The 17,620-nt window shown below is 41.1% G+C and carries 14 protein-coding genes; 6 read left to right on the top strand and 8 right to left on the bottom strand.

Features of this window, described 5'->3' with window-relative positions; genetic code table 11:
* Positions 1-3: 3 nt before the first annotated feature.
* From ACUXV0_RS13970 to ACUXV0_RS13960, 3 genes are read left to right on the top strand one after another with little or no spacing between them, the layout of a single operon-like run.
* The gene (locus ACUXV0_RS13970) at positions 4-1,674 is read left to right on the top strand and encodes a RagB/SusD family nutrient uptake outer membrane protein (RefSeq protein ID WP_446190178.1); all 1,671 of its coding nucleotides are present in this window, start codon (positions 4-6) and stop codon (positions 1,672-1,674) included.
* A 13-nt stretch (positions 1,675-1,687) separates the two neighbouring features.
* Positions 1,688-2,857, top strand: coding sequence for a glycan-binding surface protein (locus ACUXV0_RS13965; RefSeq protein WP_446190177.1), 1,170 nt, complete (start codon positions 1,688-1,690; stop codon positions 2,855-2,857).
* A 33-nt stretch (positions 2,858-2,890) separates the two neighbouring features.
* Positions 2,891-4,168: a hypothetical protein gene (locus tag ACUXV0_RS13960; protein WP_446190176.1), complete on the top strand. Its 1,278-nt coding sequence runs from the start codon at positions 2,891-2,893 to the stop codon at positions 4,166-4,168.
* Between the two features lie 283 nt (positions 4,169-4,451).
* Here the strand turns inward: ACUXV0_RS13960 and ACUXV0_RS13955 are convergent, their stop codons facing one another.
* From ACUXV0_RS13955 to kdsA, 7 genes are all read right to left on the bottom strand, one after another.
* Positions 4,452-6,932 carry a ribonucleoside-diphosphate reductase subunit alpha gene (locus ACUXV0_RS13955; RefSeq protein WP_446190175.1) on the bottom strand — a complete coding sequence of 827 codons (2,481 nt, stop codon included), beginning with the start codon at positions 6,930-6,932 and terminating at the stop codon, positions 4,452-4,454.
* A gap of 425 nt (positions 6,933-7,357) precedes the next feature.
* Entirely contained in the window at positions 7,358-8,032 is a 675-nt protein-coding gene (locus ACUXV0_RS13950; RefSeq protein ID WP_446190174.1) for a thiamine diphosphokinase, read from the bottom strand.
* 87 nt (positions 8,033-8,119) lie between these two features.
* Complete coding sequence (locus tag ACUXV0_RS13945; RefSeq protein WP_446190173.1) at positions 8,120-8,761, bottom strand: LolA family protein; 642 nt, start codon at positions 8,759-8,761, stop codon at positions 8,120-8,122.
* A gap of 118 nt (positions 8,762-8,879) precedes the next feature.
* A complete protein-coding gene (locus ACUXV0_RS13940) occupies positions 8,880-11,318 on the bottom strand; it encodes a DNA translocase FtsK 4TM domain-containing protein (RefSeq protein ID WP_446190172.1) in 2,439 nt (812 codons plus the stop codon).
* Between the two features lie 116 nt (positions 11,319-11,434).
* Positions 11,435-12,493 (bottom strand): DUF3179 domain-containing protein, encoded by a 1,059-nt coding sequence (locus ACUXV0_RS13935; protein WP_446190171.1) that lies wholly within the window; start codon positions 12,491-12,493, stop codon positions 11,435-11,437.
* Positions 12,490-13,422: a hypothetical protein gene (locus ACUXV0_RS13930; RefSeq protein WP_446190170.1), complete on the bottom strand. Its 933-nt coding sequence runs from the start codon at positions 13,420-13,422 to the stop codon at positions 12,490-12,492. The genes ACUXV0_RS13935 and ACUXV0_RS13930 overlap by 4 nt, the downstream gene beginning before the upstream one ends.
* A 44-nt stretch (positions 13,423-13,466) precedes the next feature.
* Positions 13,467-14,276 carry a 3-deoxy-8-phosphooctulonate synthase gene (gene kdsA, locus ACUXV0_RS13925; RefSeq protein ID WP_446190169.1) on the bottom strand — a complete coding sequence of 270 codons (810 nt, stop codon included), beginning with the start codon at positions 14,274-14,276 and terminating at the stop codon, positions 13,467-13,469.
* Positions 14,277-14,413: 137 nt separating this feature from the next.
* Here kdsA and ACUXV0_RS13920 point away from each other — a divergent pair, with 137 nt between their 5' ends.
* The 3 genes from ACUXV0_RS13920 to rnc all read left to right on the top strand — a co-directional run bounded on the left by ACUXV0_RS13920 (position 14,414) and on the right by rnc (position 16,759).
* Positions 14,414-14,650: an acyl carrier protein gene (locus ACUXV0_RS13920; protein WP_055147068.1), complete on the top strand. Its 237-nt coding sequence runs from the start codon at positions 14,414-14,416 to the stop codon at positions 14,648-14,650.
* An 84-nt stretch (positions 14,651-14,734) separates the two neighbouring features.
* Positions 14,735-15,988 carry a beta-ketoacyl-ACP synthase II gene (gene fabF / locus ACUXV0_RS13915; protein ID WP_446190168.1) on the top strand — a complete coding sequence of 418 codons (1,254 nt, stop codon included), beginning with the start codon at positions 14,735-14,737 and terminating at the stop codon, positions 15,986-15,988.
* A 30-nt stretch (positions 15,989-16,018) separates the two neighbouring features.
* Positions 16,019-16,759 (top strand): ribonuclease III, encoded by a 741-nt coding sequence (rnc, locus tag ACUXV0_RS13910; protein ID WP_446190167.1) that lies wholly within the window; start codon positions 16,019-16,021, stop codon positions 16,757-16,759.
* A 69-nt stretch (positions 16,760-16,828) separates the two neighbouring features.
* Here the strand turns inward: rnc and ACUXV0_RS13905 are convergent, their stop codons facing one another.
* On the bottom strand, positions 16,829-17,620 hold the full coding sequence (locus tag ACUXV0_RS13905; protein ID WP_446190166.1) for an SDR family oxidoreductase: 792 nt from the start codon (positions 17,618-17,620) through the stop codon (positions 16,829-16,831).

The raw sequence follows: 17,620 nt of genomic DNA, 5'->3' as shown, positions 1-17,620 counted from the left end.
ACAATGCAAAAATTGAAATATATACTTCCAATCATGTTTGCTTCGCTCTTTGCTCTGGTGAGCTGTAGCGAAGACTTCCTGGACCGTCCACCAGTGGATTCAATAGTGGATGCCGGTTTTTATAAAACTGACGACCAGGTTTTAGCCGCCACGGCTTTACTATACAGCAAAGTGTGGTTTGACTATAATGATAAAGCATCTTACAACCTTGGAGACTTCAGAGCCGGAACAGCCTTCTCGGCCTGGAATGACCGCGGTAATGTACTCTTCAATACCACAGGTAGTACACCTGAAAATGGTTTCGCTTGGAGAGCATTTTATAATGTAGTGGGTCAATCTAATCTGGCAATCGCCAATATTGAACGTTACGCTGGCGACGAGGTTTCTCCTGAAATCAAAAAGATGGGAATTGCTGAAGCACGCTTTATGAGAGCTTTGGCTTACCGTTTCCTGGTGATGAACTGGGGAGATGTTCCTATCATTGAGAACAACCTTGAAATTCTTTCAGATACCTCTTTGACAAGAAACACTTCTGAAAGCGTTTGGAAATTTATTACCTCTGAAATGAGAGCTGCGGCTCAGGATCTTCCTGAAACGCCTGTTCGTGAGGGACGTGTGACTAAATGGTCTGCAGAAGGAATGTTATCCAGATTCTACCTAACCAGAGCTGGCTTAGGAGCTTCTCCGAATGGTAGAGACCAAGTCATGCTGGATAGTGCTAAGTATTACGCTGACCGCGTTATTACTCAAAGTGGTCATGCCCTAATGGCCAATTATGAAGACTTGTTCAAATACCCTTACGATAATAATGAAGAGTCTTTATTCTCTCTTCAGTGGGTTTATGCTCAAAATGCCTGGGGAGCTCAAAACTCTACTCCTGCCTATCTGGCGTATAGCTCAGATATTGCCAATGGCGATGGCTGGGGTGGTGATAAAGGTGGTACCTGGTGGATGCTAAGTCAATACGAAGGTTTCGATGTTGACGAAAATGGCGTAATGACGGGTAGAACAATTGACCAACGTCTTAAAGCTACATTTATGCTTCCGGGTTTCCATTATCCTGAAATAACTCAATCTATTAATGGAGGAGAACAGGAGTTGGTGTACCCTTTTGTAGATAATGGTGGAAATTATATCGCTATCAAAAAATACATCACCGGCAAAGCCAAAGATGTAGGTGGTAATGCGGCTCAACAAAACTACGGTCATGATACCTATATGCAGAGATTAGCTGAACTTTACCTTATCTATGCAGAAGCTACATTGGGTAATCAGGAGTCTACTACAGACGCAAAAGCCTTAGAATACTTCAATGCTGTGCATACCCGTGCAGGACTTCCTCCTGTAGAAGATCCATTGACCATGGATATCATCTTTAAGGAAAGACTATGTGAATTTGCCATGGAAGGTATGGCTTGGTACGATATGGTAAGTATGCATTACTATAACCCAAACAAGGTTTACGACATACTGAACAGTCAAGATCGAGGAATCTTCTTTATTGTGCCAGATCAATTCCCTGATCCTACGAGCTGGGAAGCCACTAAAACTGAATGGTTTACAGAAAGAACCATTAATGCCAACAGCGGAAACTTCCTTCTGCCAATTCCTGCAGCAGAATTAAGTCAGGCACCTAACCTTTCTAAACCTTCTGTAGACTACTACCAACAATAAATCGCCTTAACAAATGAGTATACATAAATCAATATACATCAAAAGACTACTGGCAGCGGTACTAACGCTGGCAGTAGCTTTCGGGGTGTTCTCCTGTCAGGATGAAGACCTGCCTAATAATGGAAAACCTTCTATTAGCTATATAAGGGTAACAGACCCTGCCTCTTCAGATTCTTTGCTGGTTTCTGCCAGTCAAGGAGCATTGATAGCCATAGTAGGTACCAACTTACAGGATGCACAAGAGCTATGGTTTAACGACCAACAAGCTTCACTTACTCCTACTTACATTACCAAAGAAACTATTCTGGTAAGTGTCCCTTCTGATATTCCTAATGAAATCAGCAATACGCTAACTATTTATTTCAAAGGTGGAGATTCGCTTACTCATGATTTCGTAGTAGATATCAGTGAGCCTTTTATTCAAAACATGTTTTGTGAATATGTGGCAGCCGGTGAGGTAGCTACCATCAGAGGAAATTACTTCTATGCCCCTCTTACTGTAACCTTTGCTGGTGGAGTACAGGGTGAGCTAGTTGACGTAGAAGATCGTCTTCTAAAAGTGAGAGTTCCTGAAGGGGCTGAACCTGGCCAGATAACTATCGCCTCTAATTTTGGTGAGACCAAATCAGACTTCTGGTTTAGAGATAATAGAAATATCTTCATCAGTAGTGATCCGTTCTCTGGATGGTGGAACTACGATCTGGTAGTAGAAAACCCTTCGGCAGGAGACCCACCGGCCATTAATGGCAACTATATCAGAGTAAATGAGGTTATAGGTGGCTGGCAATGGAAAGAAGTAGCAGGTGGTCCGCCAGATGCTATGGGAGACATCAGCAAAAACATTCCTGATGACGCTATTCTCAATCCTGATGATTATAACCTGAAGTTTGAGTTAAACACACAAAAACCTTATAACTCAAACATCATCAAATTCTCATTTGGCTTAACTGATTTTAATAATGATCAGTACGTATGGAACCCTCCATATGACACCAAAGGAGAATGGCAAACAGTAGTTATTCCTTTTGAAGAATTGGCTTCTGCGTATGCCGATTCAGGTTTTGAATTGACCGTCAATCCTGACGGATATTACACCAGATTGCTTTTCCATGGCCCTGGTGAATTAGACTGTGACATGTCTTTTGACAATTTTAGAATTGTTCCAAAAACTATTGCAGAGTAAGTCAAACGAAACGATCTAAAGAATAACGAACAGATGAATAAATTTTTAAATCAATTCACTACTTCATTACTAACATTAGCGGTTCTATTCGTAGGACTTAGCTCTTGTGAAAAAGAAGAAACGGTGGTTTCTGATGAAGTTCAACTTCTAAGCTTTGGCCCTACTGGTGTACAGCCTGGAGAAAATATCCGATTTATAGGACTTAACCTTGATAAGGTACTGGCAGTAGAAATGGAGAATGCTACTGTAGAAAGTTCTTCTTTTATTTCTCAAAGCAAGGAGGAAATAGAACTACAGGTACCTCTTACTGCAGAAGAAGGTCTTATTGGACTTAGAACCAGTGATACGCTTATCATGTCGAAAACAGTATTGAGTTTCGGGGTAACTGCGACCATCTCTGAAATTCCTGCCACAGCAAAGCCAGGTTCTGTGATTTCTATCAAAGGAAATTATCTCAACTGGGTAACATCTATCTGGTTTGGTGGAGATGTAGAAGTCACTGAATTTGAACGACAAAGTATCAATGAAATCCAGGTAAAGGTTCCTATGGAAGCCTTGGCCGGAACTGTAGCATTAGAATATGGCGGTACCGAGTTTGGTACCGTAAGCTCAGAAACAGAATTGGAGATTAACCTTCCATCCATTTCTAGTTTTGGGCCAAATCCTGCCGACCGTGACGAAGATTTTGTCATCAATGGTACTGATCTTGACCTTGTGAAAGCTGTAGTTTTCAAAGGCTCAGGAGAAGATACTGTATTCATTTCACAGTCAGAGTCGGAAATCGTTTTAAGTATTCCTGCCGGAGCAAATAAAGGCAAAATAGCATTGCTTACATTCTCAGGTGTAACCATAGAATCTGAGCAAGCCCTAAGCTTTATTGGTGACCTTCCTCCGCTACCTGACCTAGGCTATACCATTTACGGTGATGGCTTTGCAGATAGCTGGCAGAACTGGGGCTGGGGAAGCGTAGCAGACCTGGCTAGTAGCGATAATGCCAGACAAGGTGATGCTTCTATCAAATTAGACTTTAGCGGCTCATGGGGAGCTTTAAATATTGCCAATGGCTCTATTGCTACTGCTGACTATTCAGAGCTAACCTTCGTGGTTTTTGGTACTGAAGGAACAGCAGGTCAAACTTTCAATATGACCGTAAATGACGGCTTTTCCATGAGCGTAGAAGTAGCCGAAGGAGAGTGGTCAGAGTTCAAGATTCCATTAGCAGATGTCGACGTAGAAAATATAGAGAAAATCACTTTCCAGGAGACAGGCTGGTCTGGTACCGTCTTCTTTGACCATATAGGATTGAGATAACAACATTACCTAAATCAAAAAATAGAGGAAGTGTAAACCTCGGGATCGTTTGAACCCGGGGTTTTCTTTTGTTACAAGTACCAAGGTTTAACAAACCTGCTCAAGAAAGCCCTGAACTTTTAGTTTAAAAATGGTCCTAGTTTATTAAGGTTATTCAGTTTCTAAAACCTTATTAATGTACTAGTTACAAACTACTTATTAATTCTAATAGAAAGCATATAAAAGTAAAGCCCCGCCATAAAGCGAGGCTTTTTTAATATCACACGTTAGTCGGAACCCGTAATTACGAACCACACATCACACAATCATCCGGGTTATCAAGAGAACACTGCATTGCTGCGTAAGCCTTCTCTTCTTCCGATTGCTCTACTTTAAATGAAGCAGCGGCCTCTTTAGCCTTTTTCTCATTCTCGGCAGCGTAGCCCTTATAATCTAACGGCTTCTCCTCTACCTTTTCTGCTTTGTTCGTTTCTTGTACGGCTTGCTTATCTACGGTAAACTTAACGGCATCTACCGCTGCTTTAGTACGTAGATAATACATTCCTGTTTTCAGTCCTGCTTTCCATGCATAGAAGTGCATAGAAGTAAGCTTCCCGAAGTTCGGGTTAGACATGAATACGTTCATTGACTGGCTCTGACAGATGTAAGCACCTCTGTCGGCCGCCATATCGATAATCACTTTTTGTTTGATCTCCCAAGAAGTCTTGTATAGATCTTTCAGGTTTTGAGGAATCTCGTCAATACTCTGAACAGAACCATTTGCAGCTATCAGCTTATTTTTCATGGTATCGTTCCATAGATTTATCTTAACCAGATCTCTGAGAAGGTGTTTGTTTACAATGGCAAACTCACCTGAAAGTACTCTTCTTGAGTAGATGTTTGAGGTATAAGGCTCAAAACACTCATTATTTCCTAAAATCTGACTCGTAGATGCAGTCGGCATCGGAGCTAATAAAAGTGAGTTTCTTACACCATGCTCTTTCACCTTATCTCTCATAGCATCCCAATCCCATCTTCCTGAGTCTGGAGTTACATCCCACATATCAAACTGGAAGATACCTTGAGAAATCGGAGAACCTTCCCAGGTCTCGTATGGTCCCTCTTCCTGAGCCAGCTCCATAGATGTCTCTACAGCTGCATAGTACATGGTTTCAAAAATCTCCTTGTTCAGCTGCTTGGCCTCCTCAGAGTCAAATGGCATTCTTAGCTGAATAAATGTATCAGCAAGACCTTGAACACCAATCCCGATAGGTCTATGACGAAGGTTGCTATTTTGAGCTTCCTTAACCGGATAATAGTTAACGTCGATAATCTTGTTCAGGTTTCTGGTAGTCACCTTCACAATTTCATAGAGTTTCTGATGGTCAAAACCTGTGTATTCACCCATCTCATTTTGCTCTACAAACTTAGGTAGGGCAATAGACGCCAGGTTACATACAGCTACTTCATCCTCAGAAGTGTACTCCATGATCTCGGTACATAAGTTTGAAGACTTAATAGTACCTAAATTCTTCTGGTTTGATTTCTTATTAGCAGCATCCTTGTACAAAATGTACGGAGTACCCGTTTCTATCTGCGATTCAAGAATCTTAAACCAAAGCTGCTGAGCTTTAACAGACTTTCTGGCCTTGCCTTCAGACTCGTATTTATGATAAAGCTTCTCAAAGTCATCTCCATAAGCATCAGAAAGACCCGGACACTCATGCGGACAGAATAATGACCACTCAGCATCTGCTTCTACTCTCTTCATGAAAAGATCTGAAATCCACATAGCGTAGAAAAGATCACGAGCACGCATCTCTTCTTTACCGTGGTTCTTCTTCAAATCCAAAAAGTCATCTATATCTGCGTGCCATGGCTCCAGATAAATAGCGAAAGACCCTTTTCTCTTTCCACCGCCCTGATCTACATAACGAGCCGTATCGTTATACACACGAAGCATCGGGATGATACCATTTGAAGTACCATTGGTACCCTTGATGTAAGACCCTTTAGCTCTGATATTATGAATTGCCAAACCTATTCCACCTGCAGATTGAGAAATCTTAGCACACTGCTTAAGCGTGTCGTAGATACCATCAATACTGTCATCTTTCATGGTCAATAAAAAACATGAAGACAGCTGTGGTTTTGGTGTACCCGCATTGAATAATGTTGGTGTAGCATGTGTAAACCATCTTTCAGAAAGAAGGTTGTAGGTTTCAATCACCTTCTCCATGTTATCACCATGAATCCCTACAGACACACGCATGAGCATATGCTGAGGTCTTTCTACAATCTTACCATTCGTTTTTAGAAGGTAAGATCTTTCAAGAGTTTTATAGCCGAAGTAGTCATAGCCGTAATCTCTATCGTAAATGATAGTAGAATCAAGAAGTGCCGCATTCTTCTGTATCACCTTCCACGTATCTTTCGCTATTAGAGAAGCGTTTTCTCCGGTTTTCGGGTCCACGTACTGATATAACAGCTTCATGGTACCAGAAAAAGATTTTAAAGTGTTTTTGTGCAGATTACTGATGGCTATTCTGGCAGCCAGCTGAGCGTAATCGGGATGTTTTGTGGTCATCGATGCAGCGGTTTCTGCTGCAAGACTGTCCAGTTGAGAAGTAGAAACTCCGTCATAAATTCCGGAAACCACTTTCATGGCTACTTCTACAGGTAAAACAAAATTGGGGTCAAGACCGTAGCAAAGTCTTTCGATTCTAGCGGTGATTTTGTCAAACTTAACGGATTCCCGGCGTCCGTCTCTTTTGATTACATACATACGGCAATTACAGATTTAAAGGGTACAAACAAGTAAGATTCATTCAGGGTTCAACACTAAAAATCGGGCAGATATTTTAGAGCCGAGACATCAAAACTAACACGGAATTTTTCGTTAAAAAAGTCCGAAAAATGTTTGGATTTTTCTCAATTCCAAAATTCTACAACAGATTTAAAGCAATACGATCTCAGGATCAGCGATTTACAATTTTCAGGGGCTCAAAAAAGTGCAAATCCAAAGTTTTCCACATTTATCAAGAGGTGGTATTCAGACTTTTCCACAAATCGTTCAATTAACAGACTGAGAAGCTAAAAAGCACGTTTTCTGCCTATTACACTCTAAATGTAAAAACATTTTTTTTAAATTTTCAATAAAAATTGAAAATAATTAGACAATCATCTAAATGAAATGTGGATAAAGTGTGCCTAATCTTCACACTCCATTAACAGTAGTTCTCCAGCCGTAAATTCTACTTTAACAAGACCGTCTTTTGCTGCTTCATTGCTATTTCCGAGGCGAATTCCGATCTCTAATTCCTCACTGTTAAGAGGATACTTAAGGTTGGTTGTTTTTATCCCTTCACACTTACCAAGCGGTAGTAAAGAAATATTAGATCCTTCACTATACCACTTCTCAAAAACATGTGGAGAAGGCAATAGTGGAAAAATTTTAGAGTGGTCATCAAGCATCACTATTTTTATCTGATCCTTGTATTTCACCAGATTGAAAATATTGGCCACCGTGTGATCCATTCTTTTGCCTGTGGCCCAAATAATATTGACTGCGGGAAAACCACGATCAATTAAAAACTCAATACCTTTTTCAAGGTCTGTCTTCTCCTGATCTGGCGTATAGTGTATTTCAATAGGAAACTGCTCAGACTTTATAGTTTCTATGTCAATTTCATGACTATCAAAATCACCGTGAAAAACATCCACTTTGATTCCTCTGTCTAAAACTCTTTTTATGGCCCCATCAAGAACAACCACAAAAGGTGACCACTCCAGCAGCTGCCCCATAAGCTCTGCACTACAGGATTCTCCGTTTGCTATAAGAAGGGCCGGCTCTTGTTTTTCTCTTACAATATGGTGTGAAGACATTTCTATTCAGTATTTCAAAACAATAAATATAGAAACAAAAAAACCTCCGCAGGACCTGCAGAGGTTTTGTATGATACTTTATAAGATTTAACGAAGGTCTACCACCTCTACCCCTGGGTACTTAGCGGTATTGAAGCTAAAAAAGCTATCTGATAAAGTGGTATTTGGACTAAAGCTAGTGATATCAAAAACCGTTTTGGCATTTTTACGATCCCAGATGGTCCATCTTTTGATTTCTTTACTTGATTTATCAACCACCAATTCCAATTGGCTAATGTTACCAGACTCTTTGGGTACTAGCTGCACCACATCATAACTTTTACCAGAAATGGTAGTAGATCCTTTGTAGCTGTACTTATAACCGTTCTTGTATATCGTGTAAACATTGGCCGGAGAAAACTGTGAGTCTTCAGAGGAGTCGTACTCCGTGATGTTCACCTCGTTGGTTTCTTTCACAAATGAATAGATCTCAGAACCATTATTATAGATCTCCTGACCCACCATGTCCAGCTTAAACTTCACCCCTTTAACGGCTATTTTCCCTGCTCTTTTTCTTCCCATTTTTCCACTTGGACTCACGGCAGCATAGGTAAAGTCTGCTTTGAAGGACTTCATGTTTTTATATTTGGTGCTCATAGCATCCAAAATAGCTCCTGCCTTAGCATCTTGTGCCAAAACAGCCACTGAAGAAAGCATCATAAAGGTTAGTAAAACCGCTAATTTTCTCATTTGTTATCTCTGAGTATTTAATATTTTGATATTACACAGAGTATTCTACCCTGCTTAATAAATTGGACGCAAAAATAAAGGAAATGTTTAACAAGACTTTGTTAATGAGTCTTTAATATCAATTCTTGCTTCTGATATTGCTTAGTATTTCTTCCAGGTGCTCCATGTCTTTGATCAGTACTTCACGAGCCTTAGAACCCTCAAAAGGCCCTACAATCCCTGCTGCCTCTAACTGATCTATGATACGGCCTGCTCTGTTATACCCTAGCTTCATTTTTCGCTGAATTAGTGATGTACTCCCTTGCTGGAAAGTCACCAGAAGACGAGCGGCGTCCTCAAAAAGGGTATCTAGGTCAGACATATCTACCTCCAATGGATCTGGCTCGTCATCACCATAGTATTCTGGCAGTGGATAAGCCGACTCATAGCCTCTCTGCTCTCCGATGTACTCACATACACCATCTACTTCAGGGGTATCAATAAACGGACACTGCAGACGAACCATATCTGAGCCCATACTGAGCAACATATCACCATTCCCTACGAGCTGCTCAGCTCCACCAGTATCCAAAATAGTTCTGGAGTCTACCTTAGCCGTTACTTTAAATGAAAGCCTTGCAGGGAAGTTAGCCTTGATCAAACCTGTAATTACATTCACAGATGGCCTTTGAGTAGCCACGATCAAATGAATACCGATAGCACGAGCAAGCTGAGCCAATCTGGCAATCGGCTGCTCTACCTCTTTACCAGCCGTCATCATTAGATCGGCGAGTTCATCGATCACCAAAACGATATAAGGCAAATAACGATGACCGTTTTCTGGATTCAGCTTACGTTTTGTAAACTTGGTATTGTACTCCCTGATATTTCTAACCCCAGCATCTTTCAGGAGATCGTAACGATTATCCATTTCTATACACAGCGAGTTAAGTGTATAGATTACCTTTTTGGTATCGGTAATGATGGCATCCTCGGCATTTGGCAGCGTAGCCAGAAAATGTCTTTCAATTTTATTGAAAAGTGACAGCTCCACTTTTTTAGGATCAACCAAAACAAACTTCACCTCCGCAGGGTGCTTTTTGAATAGTAAAGAAGCCAGCAGTACGTTAATACCTACCGATTTACCCTGACCAGTAGCTCCCGCCATTAGTAGGTGAGGCATTTTAGCCAAATCTGAAACAAACATTTCATTGGCAATGGTTTTACCCAGCACTATTGGCAGCTCAAACTTACTTTGCTGAAACTTAGGATTAGCAAATACTGACTTTACAGAAACCAGTTCAGGATGTTTGTTAGGTACCTCAATCCCTATCGTCCCTTTACCTGGCATAGGAGCAATGATACGAATCCCCAAAGCCGCAAGATTAAGTGCGATATCATCCTCAAGATTCTTAATTTTCGAAATACGTACACCCGCCTCCGGCACAATTTCATATAACGTAACTGTAGGCCCAATGGTAGCTTTTATACTGGAGATGCCAATCGAGAAGTTACGCATGGTCTCCACGATATTTCGCTTATTGGCTTCCAATTCTTCATCAGAAACAGAAGCATGTTTTCCCTGGCGGTCAATAAGCAAAGAAAGCGGAGGGTATTGGTAAGAACCCAAATCCAATTTCGGGTCATAAGGCCCAAACTCTTCCAGGTCTTTATCTGAAGTATCTTCTTCAGGAAGAAAACTGGTAGCTTCCTTTGAGACCTCCAGCTTAACTTCTTCTTCTACTGGCTCATTTCTAACTATTTCTATTTCAGGCTCAGCAGTTTTTTCAGGCTCTTTTTCAGGTTTTTTATCTACGGTGAAAGAGATACCTCCCTCAAACGGTTTCTCTGCGATAATTTCAGACTCTTCTTTGGCCACGGCTTTCACTGGTTCTTCATAAACCTCCGGCATTTCCGGCTCCTCTTTTTTAGCAGACCATTTGTCTAAGAAATAATTATCAATTTTGGTAAGACCATGAAAGAATACTAACCACAGAAACAGAATCAGAGCTATCAATAAAATACTTCCCCAGCCAAGAATATGGTTAAGAAGGTCATTCAACTGATAACCTACTCCACCGCTGATCCGCCCATCTCCCAAATCAAAATGATAGGTAAAATAGCCTAAGAATAAGGAAATGAAGAACACATAGAATATGGTGCCTTTGGCTAATCTATTAAGATTAATGGTGAATAAATCCTGCTGAAAAATAAGTCTGAAAGCAGAAAGAAAAACGAGTGGAACAATTCCAAAAGCGGCAAGACCAAACCACTTGAAAATGAAATAGTGCGAAATAAATGCTCCAACTACACCTAGGGCATTTTCGGCCTTTTTATGTCCAGTATCAATGGCAGACTTGAAGTTATGCTGCACCAAATCCTGATCCGCCTGACCCGTAAAAAGATAGGAAACAAAAGAGATGGCCAAAACCAGAGATACTACCAAAAAGAAGACTCCAATAATGAGCTGCCACTGAGCTGAGGATAAGCCACCTGAAGACTCCGATGAACCTTTTTTTGACGCCGAACTTCTACGCTGATTGCTTGCTGATTTCTTTTTACGAAAAGATTTAGCCATGATATTTTATTAGAAAAGCAGAATTAGATACAAAGCTAAGCAAAATCTAGCGGTGTCAAAGCTTTGAACCTTTCCTGCATTACAACTAATAAGGTCGCGTTCTTATTGCCATACTTCTACCGCTCAAAGAAATCATTAGGATAAAAAGCCGCCATAGCAAAGCTATACCCTATGTAGTTTTGAATGGTTCTTAATCTTTGTCCTTTATTTTGACCAGTAATTGCTTCTCCGTTTACTGACCAAATATTTCCTTGGGTATCTTCAAATAGCTTTCCACCACGCTGATCTTTGAAGACTTGCTTCACTACTACTTCCGCTCCTTGTTCAGTCTTATTTTCATTAGCAAAGAGGTAATTGGCTTCGGCATTTCCAAAGACTAACACTTCCCTATTTCCAACTTTCGACGTCAAATGACCAACTCCGTTCTGGAACTGATTAAATCGAAAAGGATACATTCTACCTTCATTTACGACTCCTAGAATCCTCTCTTTCCTTGGAAAGCCTGTAAAGTCATTTTTGGGTGGAAAAAGCAATAGATCATGATTTTCACGGTAACCGCCATAGGCATATTCATCGTAGCTACGAGGCATTTGATTTGGAGGGTCCAAAACCAAAGATTCAGGATACCAGGATTTCCATGTAGCCCAAGTAGTTTCTATTGTTTGGTAAAAGGGTATTTCCTGATCTTTAAATTCTCCATTTATAGAACTCAATAACATCTGTGACCATAAAGATTCTGACGCTCTGTCATACAGAATAAGGTTAGAGTTGAAAAGTAAGCCCGATACTCCATACGTTGTAGTTTGACCATTTAACTCTCTGGGGTACACCAATGAGGTTCCCGTAAGTGGACAAAAGGAAATAGCATAAGCAAATCCACCATGATCAGTGTTGACAATTTCATGATAATCTAAAATTTTATGTGGGTAAGCCACCGCCACTCCTTTGACCACTATTCCAGTCACTAATTCATGGTCAAACAGCACTTGCTGGTCAGCCGCTTTACTAAACATCGGACGATCTATTGAAGGAATTCCGTCTCTACCCACACCGCCGTCTCTGACTTCATCTATAGGCACCGACCATTCAGAATCCTCCTCCAACATGGGCTGAGTTTCTACAGTGGCCTGATTACAACCAAGCAAAAACCAACAAATTAGAAAAGTCCATCTCATTTCTCTTTTGACTTAATGTTTGCCATAAGGCCAATATTTGCCCGATAGGTAGGGACGTTCTGGAGACCATTAACCCGATGAAGCAGGGGCAAATCTCCGCTAAACTGTAGGCTTGTTGACCCATCGAAAAAGTAAACTCTTGCCATGCCATTTAGCAAAACCCATCGGCCACCTGTACCTGGCACCTCCTGTCCATTGGCAAAATTTCTCCCAACAATCCTCAATCTAGAAGCCAGTCCAAAATCCATCAATTGCTGGAAAAACACCTTCTGCGAAACAACACCTAAAGTCATCTGACTTTCATTCCCAAACCGATAATCCAGATTGGTTTCAAAGTTCTTTTTAGTTCCTCTTTCGGTATGGTAAATCTGCATATAGAAAGTTCTGTTTTGAAACTGTTTAGCATACAGTGCAGTAAAAAGCCCATCCAGAGATCCGGTTCCACTTTGCATATCTGCATTGAGCTTGATGCCCAAATCAGAGGTACTCGATATTTTACCCGTTGGCAATTTCAAACCCACAGCCAGATGCCAGTTCTTAGATTTACCAAATTGGCGGCCAGCGAGAAAAGCCAAATCTCCAAATCCCTTACTCGATTCCTGATCTGTTCCAATACCCGTGATAAGTCTCTTTTGAGAGACAAAAGGTACCAGCAACTCAAATGTAAATCGATTCACGGCCTTACCGACTTGCAAAACATAAGAATCTGTGATTCGCTGTCTTCTATTATCTTTAACACGTTCAGAAGAATTGTACAGATTGTTGAGGTTATGGTGATCAAAAGAGAAGTTGATCAAGAAACCTGAATCATCTGCCGGCACTAAACCCAAAGAATTAGACACAGGAACACCTCCCGAACAGCAAGTCTGTGCCTGAGCCACAGAACTGACAAGGCTAACTAATACTGAAAGAAATAGAAGGGGTTTCATTACAGTAAAAATACGAAAACCCAGGTGGGCGTGGTTTTACTTCTCTAAACCACCACTTCTCTAATCCTCACCAAATCTTCCAAAAGCTTTTCCAGCTTATCCAGATGAAGCATGTTAGCTCCGTCTGATTTGGCGTTGGCCGGGTCAGGATGAGTTTCAATGAAGAGTCCGTCTGCCCCAACGGCAATGGCCGCTTTTGCGATAGTACCAATCAATTGTGGATTACCACCAGTAACACCTGAGGTTTGATTGGGTCTTTGCAAAGAATGCGTACAGTCCATGACCACATCAGCCTGAAAGGCTTTCATATCTACAATATTTCTGTAGTCTACCACCAAATCAGAATAGCCAAAAGAATTGCCACGTTCGGTCAGCATGACATTGGCCTCTGGATTTTCCATTTTGACTTTCTCAACAGCAAAGCCCATTGAAGCACCACTCATAAATTGTCCTTTCTTGATATTGACAGCCCTACCGGTTTTTGCGGCAGCGGCCAAAAGCTCAGTTTGACGACACAAAAAGGCTGGAATTTGTAAAACATCAACAAACTCTGCCGCCAAAGCTGCCTCATGCGTCTCATGGATATCAGTAACGGTGGGAACTTGAAACTGCTCACCTACTTCTTTTAATATACTGAGAGCCAGCTCATCTCCTATACCTGTAAAGCTATCTACCTTGGTTCTATTGGCTTTGCGATAGCTCCCTTTAAAAACATATGGGATACCAAGTCTGTCAGTAATCGTTACAATTTTCTCCGCTATTTGCATGGCCAGATCGCGGCTTTCAATAGCACACGGGCCGGCGAGGAGAAAAAAGTTATCTGAATTGTATTTTTTTTGGAAGAGGCTCTTCATAGCAGAAATATCAGTCGATTTTTTTGTACGCAGCAAATATCTGAGAACTAAGCGACTTCAAAAAACTATAGGGTACTTTGTTGGTTTCGGTTAAAAGCATTTTCTTTGCACTGTTTTAAACCAAATACATTTTTATAATGTCAGATATCGCATCGAAAGTAACGAAAATTATTGTAGAAAAGCTTGGCGTAGAAGAGTCAGAAGTGACTACTGAAGCTTCTTTTACAAACGATTTGGGAGCAGATTCATTGGATACTGTAGAACTAATCATGGAATTTGAAAAAGAATTCAATGTGTCTATCCCTGATGATCAGGCAGAAAATATCCAAACAGTGGGACAGGCTGTAGCTTACCTGGAAGAAAATTCTAAGTAATATATCTGACCCTTTTCAAAAGTTCAATATTCAGTTTTTTGTAAATTGGGTATTGAACTTTTTCCATTTAAAACCAAACCTAACATGGAACTGAAACGCGTAGTTGTTACAGGACTGGGTGCACTCACCCCTATTGGAAATACAGTTGAAGAATATTGGAACGGACTTAAGAATGGTGTTAGTGGTGCAAACCCAATCACTCATTTTGATCCGACAGAATTTAAGACGCAGTTTGCCTGCGAGCTAAAAAACTTCAATGCTACAGACTTTATTCCTCGTCAGGATGCCCGTAAAATGGACCTTTTCTCTCAGTACGGAGTAGTAGTAGCCTCTGAGGCTGTTGAAGACTCAGGACTAGATCTAGAGAAAGTTAATAAGGACAAAATCGGTGTAATCTGGGGATCTGGTATAGGTGGATTAAAAACCTTTGAAGAAGAGGTGCTAAACCTTGCTGATAATAACCTGGTTCCACGCTTTAACCCATTCTTCATTCCGAAAATGATCGCTGACTCGGCTTCGGGTCATATTTCAATGAAATTTGGTTTCAGAGGGCCAAACTATGTGACGGTCTCAGCGTGTGCTTCGGCAAATAATGCCATTATTGACGCCTTTAACTACATACGTTTAGGCAGAATGGTAGCCTGTGTAACTGGTGGTTCAGAAGCTGCTGTAACCAGAGCAGGCGTAGGTGGTTTTAATGCTTTGAGAGCACTATCCACCAGAAACGACGACTATAAAACAGCTTCAAGACCATACGACCAGGATCGTGATGGTTTTGTGCTTGGAGAAGGTGGCGGCGGACTTATTCTTGAAGAATATGAACATGCTAAAGCCAGAGGAGCTAAAATCTACTGTGAGCTGGTAGGTGGTGGTATCTCATCAGATGCCTACCATATTACCGCACCACACCCTGAAGGTGAAGGAGCTTATTTATCAATGGCAGATGCTTTGGATGATGCTCAAATGAAACCAGAGGAAATTGACTATATCAATACTCACGGTACTTCTACAGGGCTTGGAGATCCTCAGGAGATCAAGGCCATAGAAAGGCTATTCAAAGAGCATACGTATAATGTAAGTATCAGCTCTACAAAATCTATGACCGGTCACTTATTAGGTGGTGCTGGTGCTGTAGAATCAGTAGCCGCTGTGCTATCTATTGTAAATCAGACAGTGCCTCCTACCATTAACCTGTTTAATGTAGACGAGGTTATCGATGAAAAGATTGACTTGACACCAAACGTGGCAAAAGAAAGAAAAATCAACACTGTTCTTTCAAATTGTTTTGGTTTTGGTGGTCATAATGCTACATTGATTTTCAAAAAATTTGAAGAGTAATGCAGAGCTTCTATTTGCTCTGATAATTATATGGCAGTAACTGAAAGCATACTTGGGTATTTTAAGACCGACGCCGAAACGAAGGAGTTCAGAAAAGCAATTGAACGAATTACAGGCGAAAAACCAGGCAAGGATACCCTTTATCATCTGGCTTTCAGACATACTTCTGCCTCAAAAAAAACGATCGTAGAGGGCTTCAAGGAGTCTAACGAAAGACTGGAATATCTCGGCGATTCTGTCCTTGGAATGGTAATCGCCGAGTATTTATTTAAAAAATACCCATTCAAAGACGAGGGTTTTCTTACAGAAATCAGATCCAGAATTGTCAATAGAGAATCGCTGAATCAAGTGGCTCGTAAAATTGGCTTAGATGTACTCATAACCTTTGACGGCAATCGTGTAACACATGCCCGTACATCAATGTACGGCGATGCTATGGAGGCTCTTATTGGTGCTATTTACCTGGATAAAGGTTTCAAATTCACCAAGCGTTTTATTATCACAAACCTAATCGCTAATTATTACGATTTAGATGAGGTGATAAAGAATAATGCCAACTACAAGAGCATCCTGCTCACTTGGGCTCAGGGCCTTTCAAAAAACGTCTCTTTTGACATCATCAAGGAGAACGGCAAACACCACAGTAAGGAGTTTGTAGCTCAGGTAACTGTAGATGAAGAGGTTATCAGCGAAGGGCGTGGCTGGAACAAAAAGAAGGCCGAACAAGACGCAGCTCGTAAGGCCTGTGAATCCTTAGAAATAGAAGGATAGTTTTCAGGGGGCAGCTTATTACTACTTCCCTCTCCTACCAAAAACGTAATGTTTCTTTTGTCTTAAATCTTAGGTCTTCTTTATCAAAGCCCTATCAAGATGTACATAGCCTCCATCTACATGAATAATCTGTCCTGTGGTATGGCTAGAGCGTTTTGAAAGCAGAAAAACAACCATATTGGCCAACTCTTCAGTGGTCGTCATTCTATTACCCAGAGGAATTCTACCATTGATTTCTTTGAGCTGCTGCTCACCATCCGGTAATGACTGAATCCATCTTTCATACATTGGCGTATAACTTTCAGCTACTACCACCGCATTTACTCTAATGCCATATTTCAATAGCTCCACTGCCCACTCGCGAGTCAAAGCATTTCTGCCACCATTGGCAGCCGCATAGCCTGAAGTGCCTCCCTGGCCAGTTTCCGCTACTTTGGAGGTAATATTTACAATACTCCCTTTACTTTCCTTTAAAGCAGGCAAAGCATAATGAGCCATTAGGTAATAGTGAGTGAGATTATTATGCAAAGACTGCATAAAACCCTCATAAGACCCGCTCTCAAGGCTTACTCCGTCATTTAATCCTGCATTATTTACAAGGCCATGAATTCTACCAAACCGTTCCATAACTTCCTTAACTGCTCTTTCACATTCCTCTGGTTTAGAGAGTTCTGCTTTTACCGTCATGCCAAAACCTCCGGCCGCATTTACTTTCTCCAGAGCTAGGGCATTATCATCCTCATTTCTGCCGATTACGACAGGAAAGGCTCCTTCAAGGGCCAATTGAGAAACAATACCCTCTCCTATTCCTTTGGCACCACCAGTGACGATGACTACCTTTTCGTTCAGACTTAAGTTCAT

It is taken from the genome of Jiulongibacter sp. NS-SX5, assembly GCF_052828545.1.
Note: the sequence above shows the minus strand (reverse complement) of the source record. Positions and strands in the feature narration are given on the sequence as shown.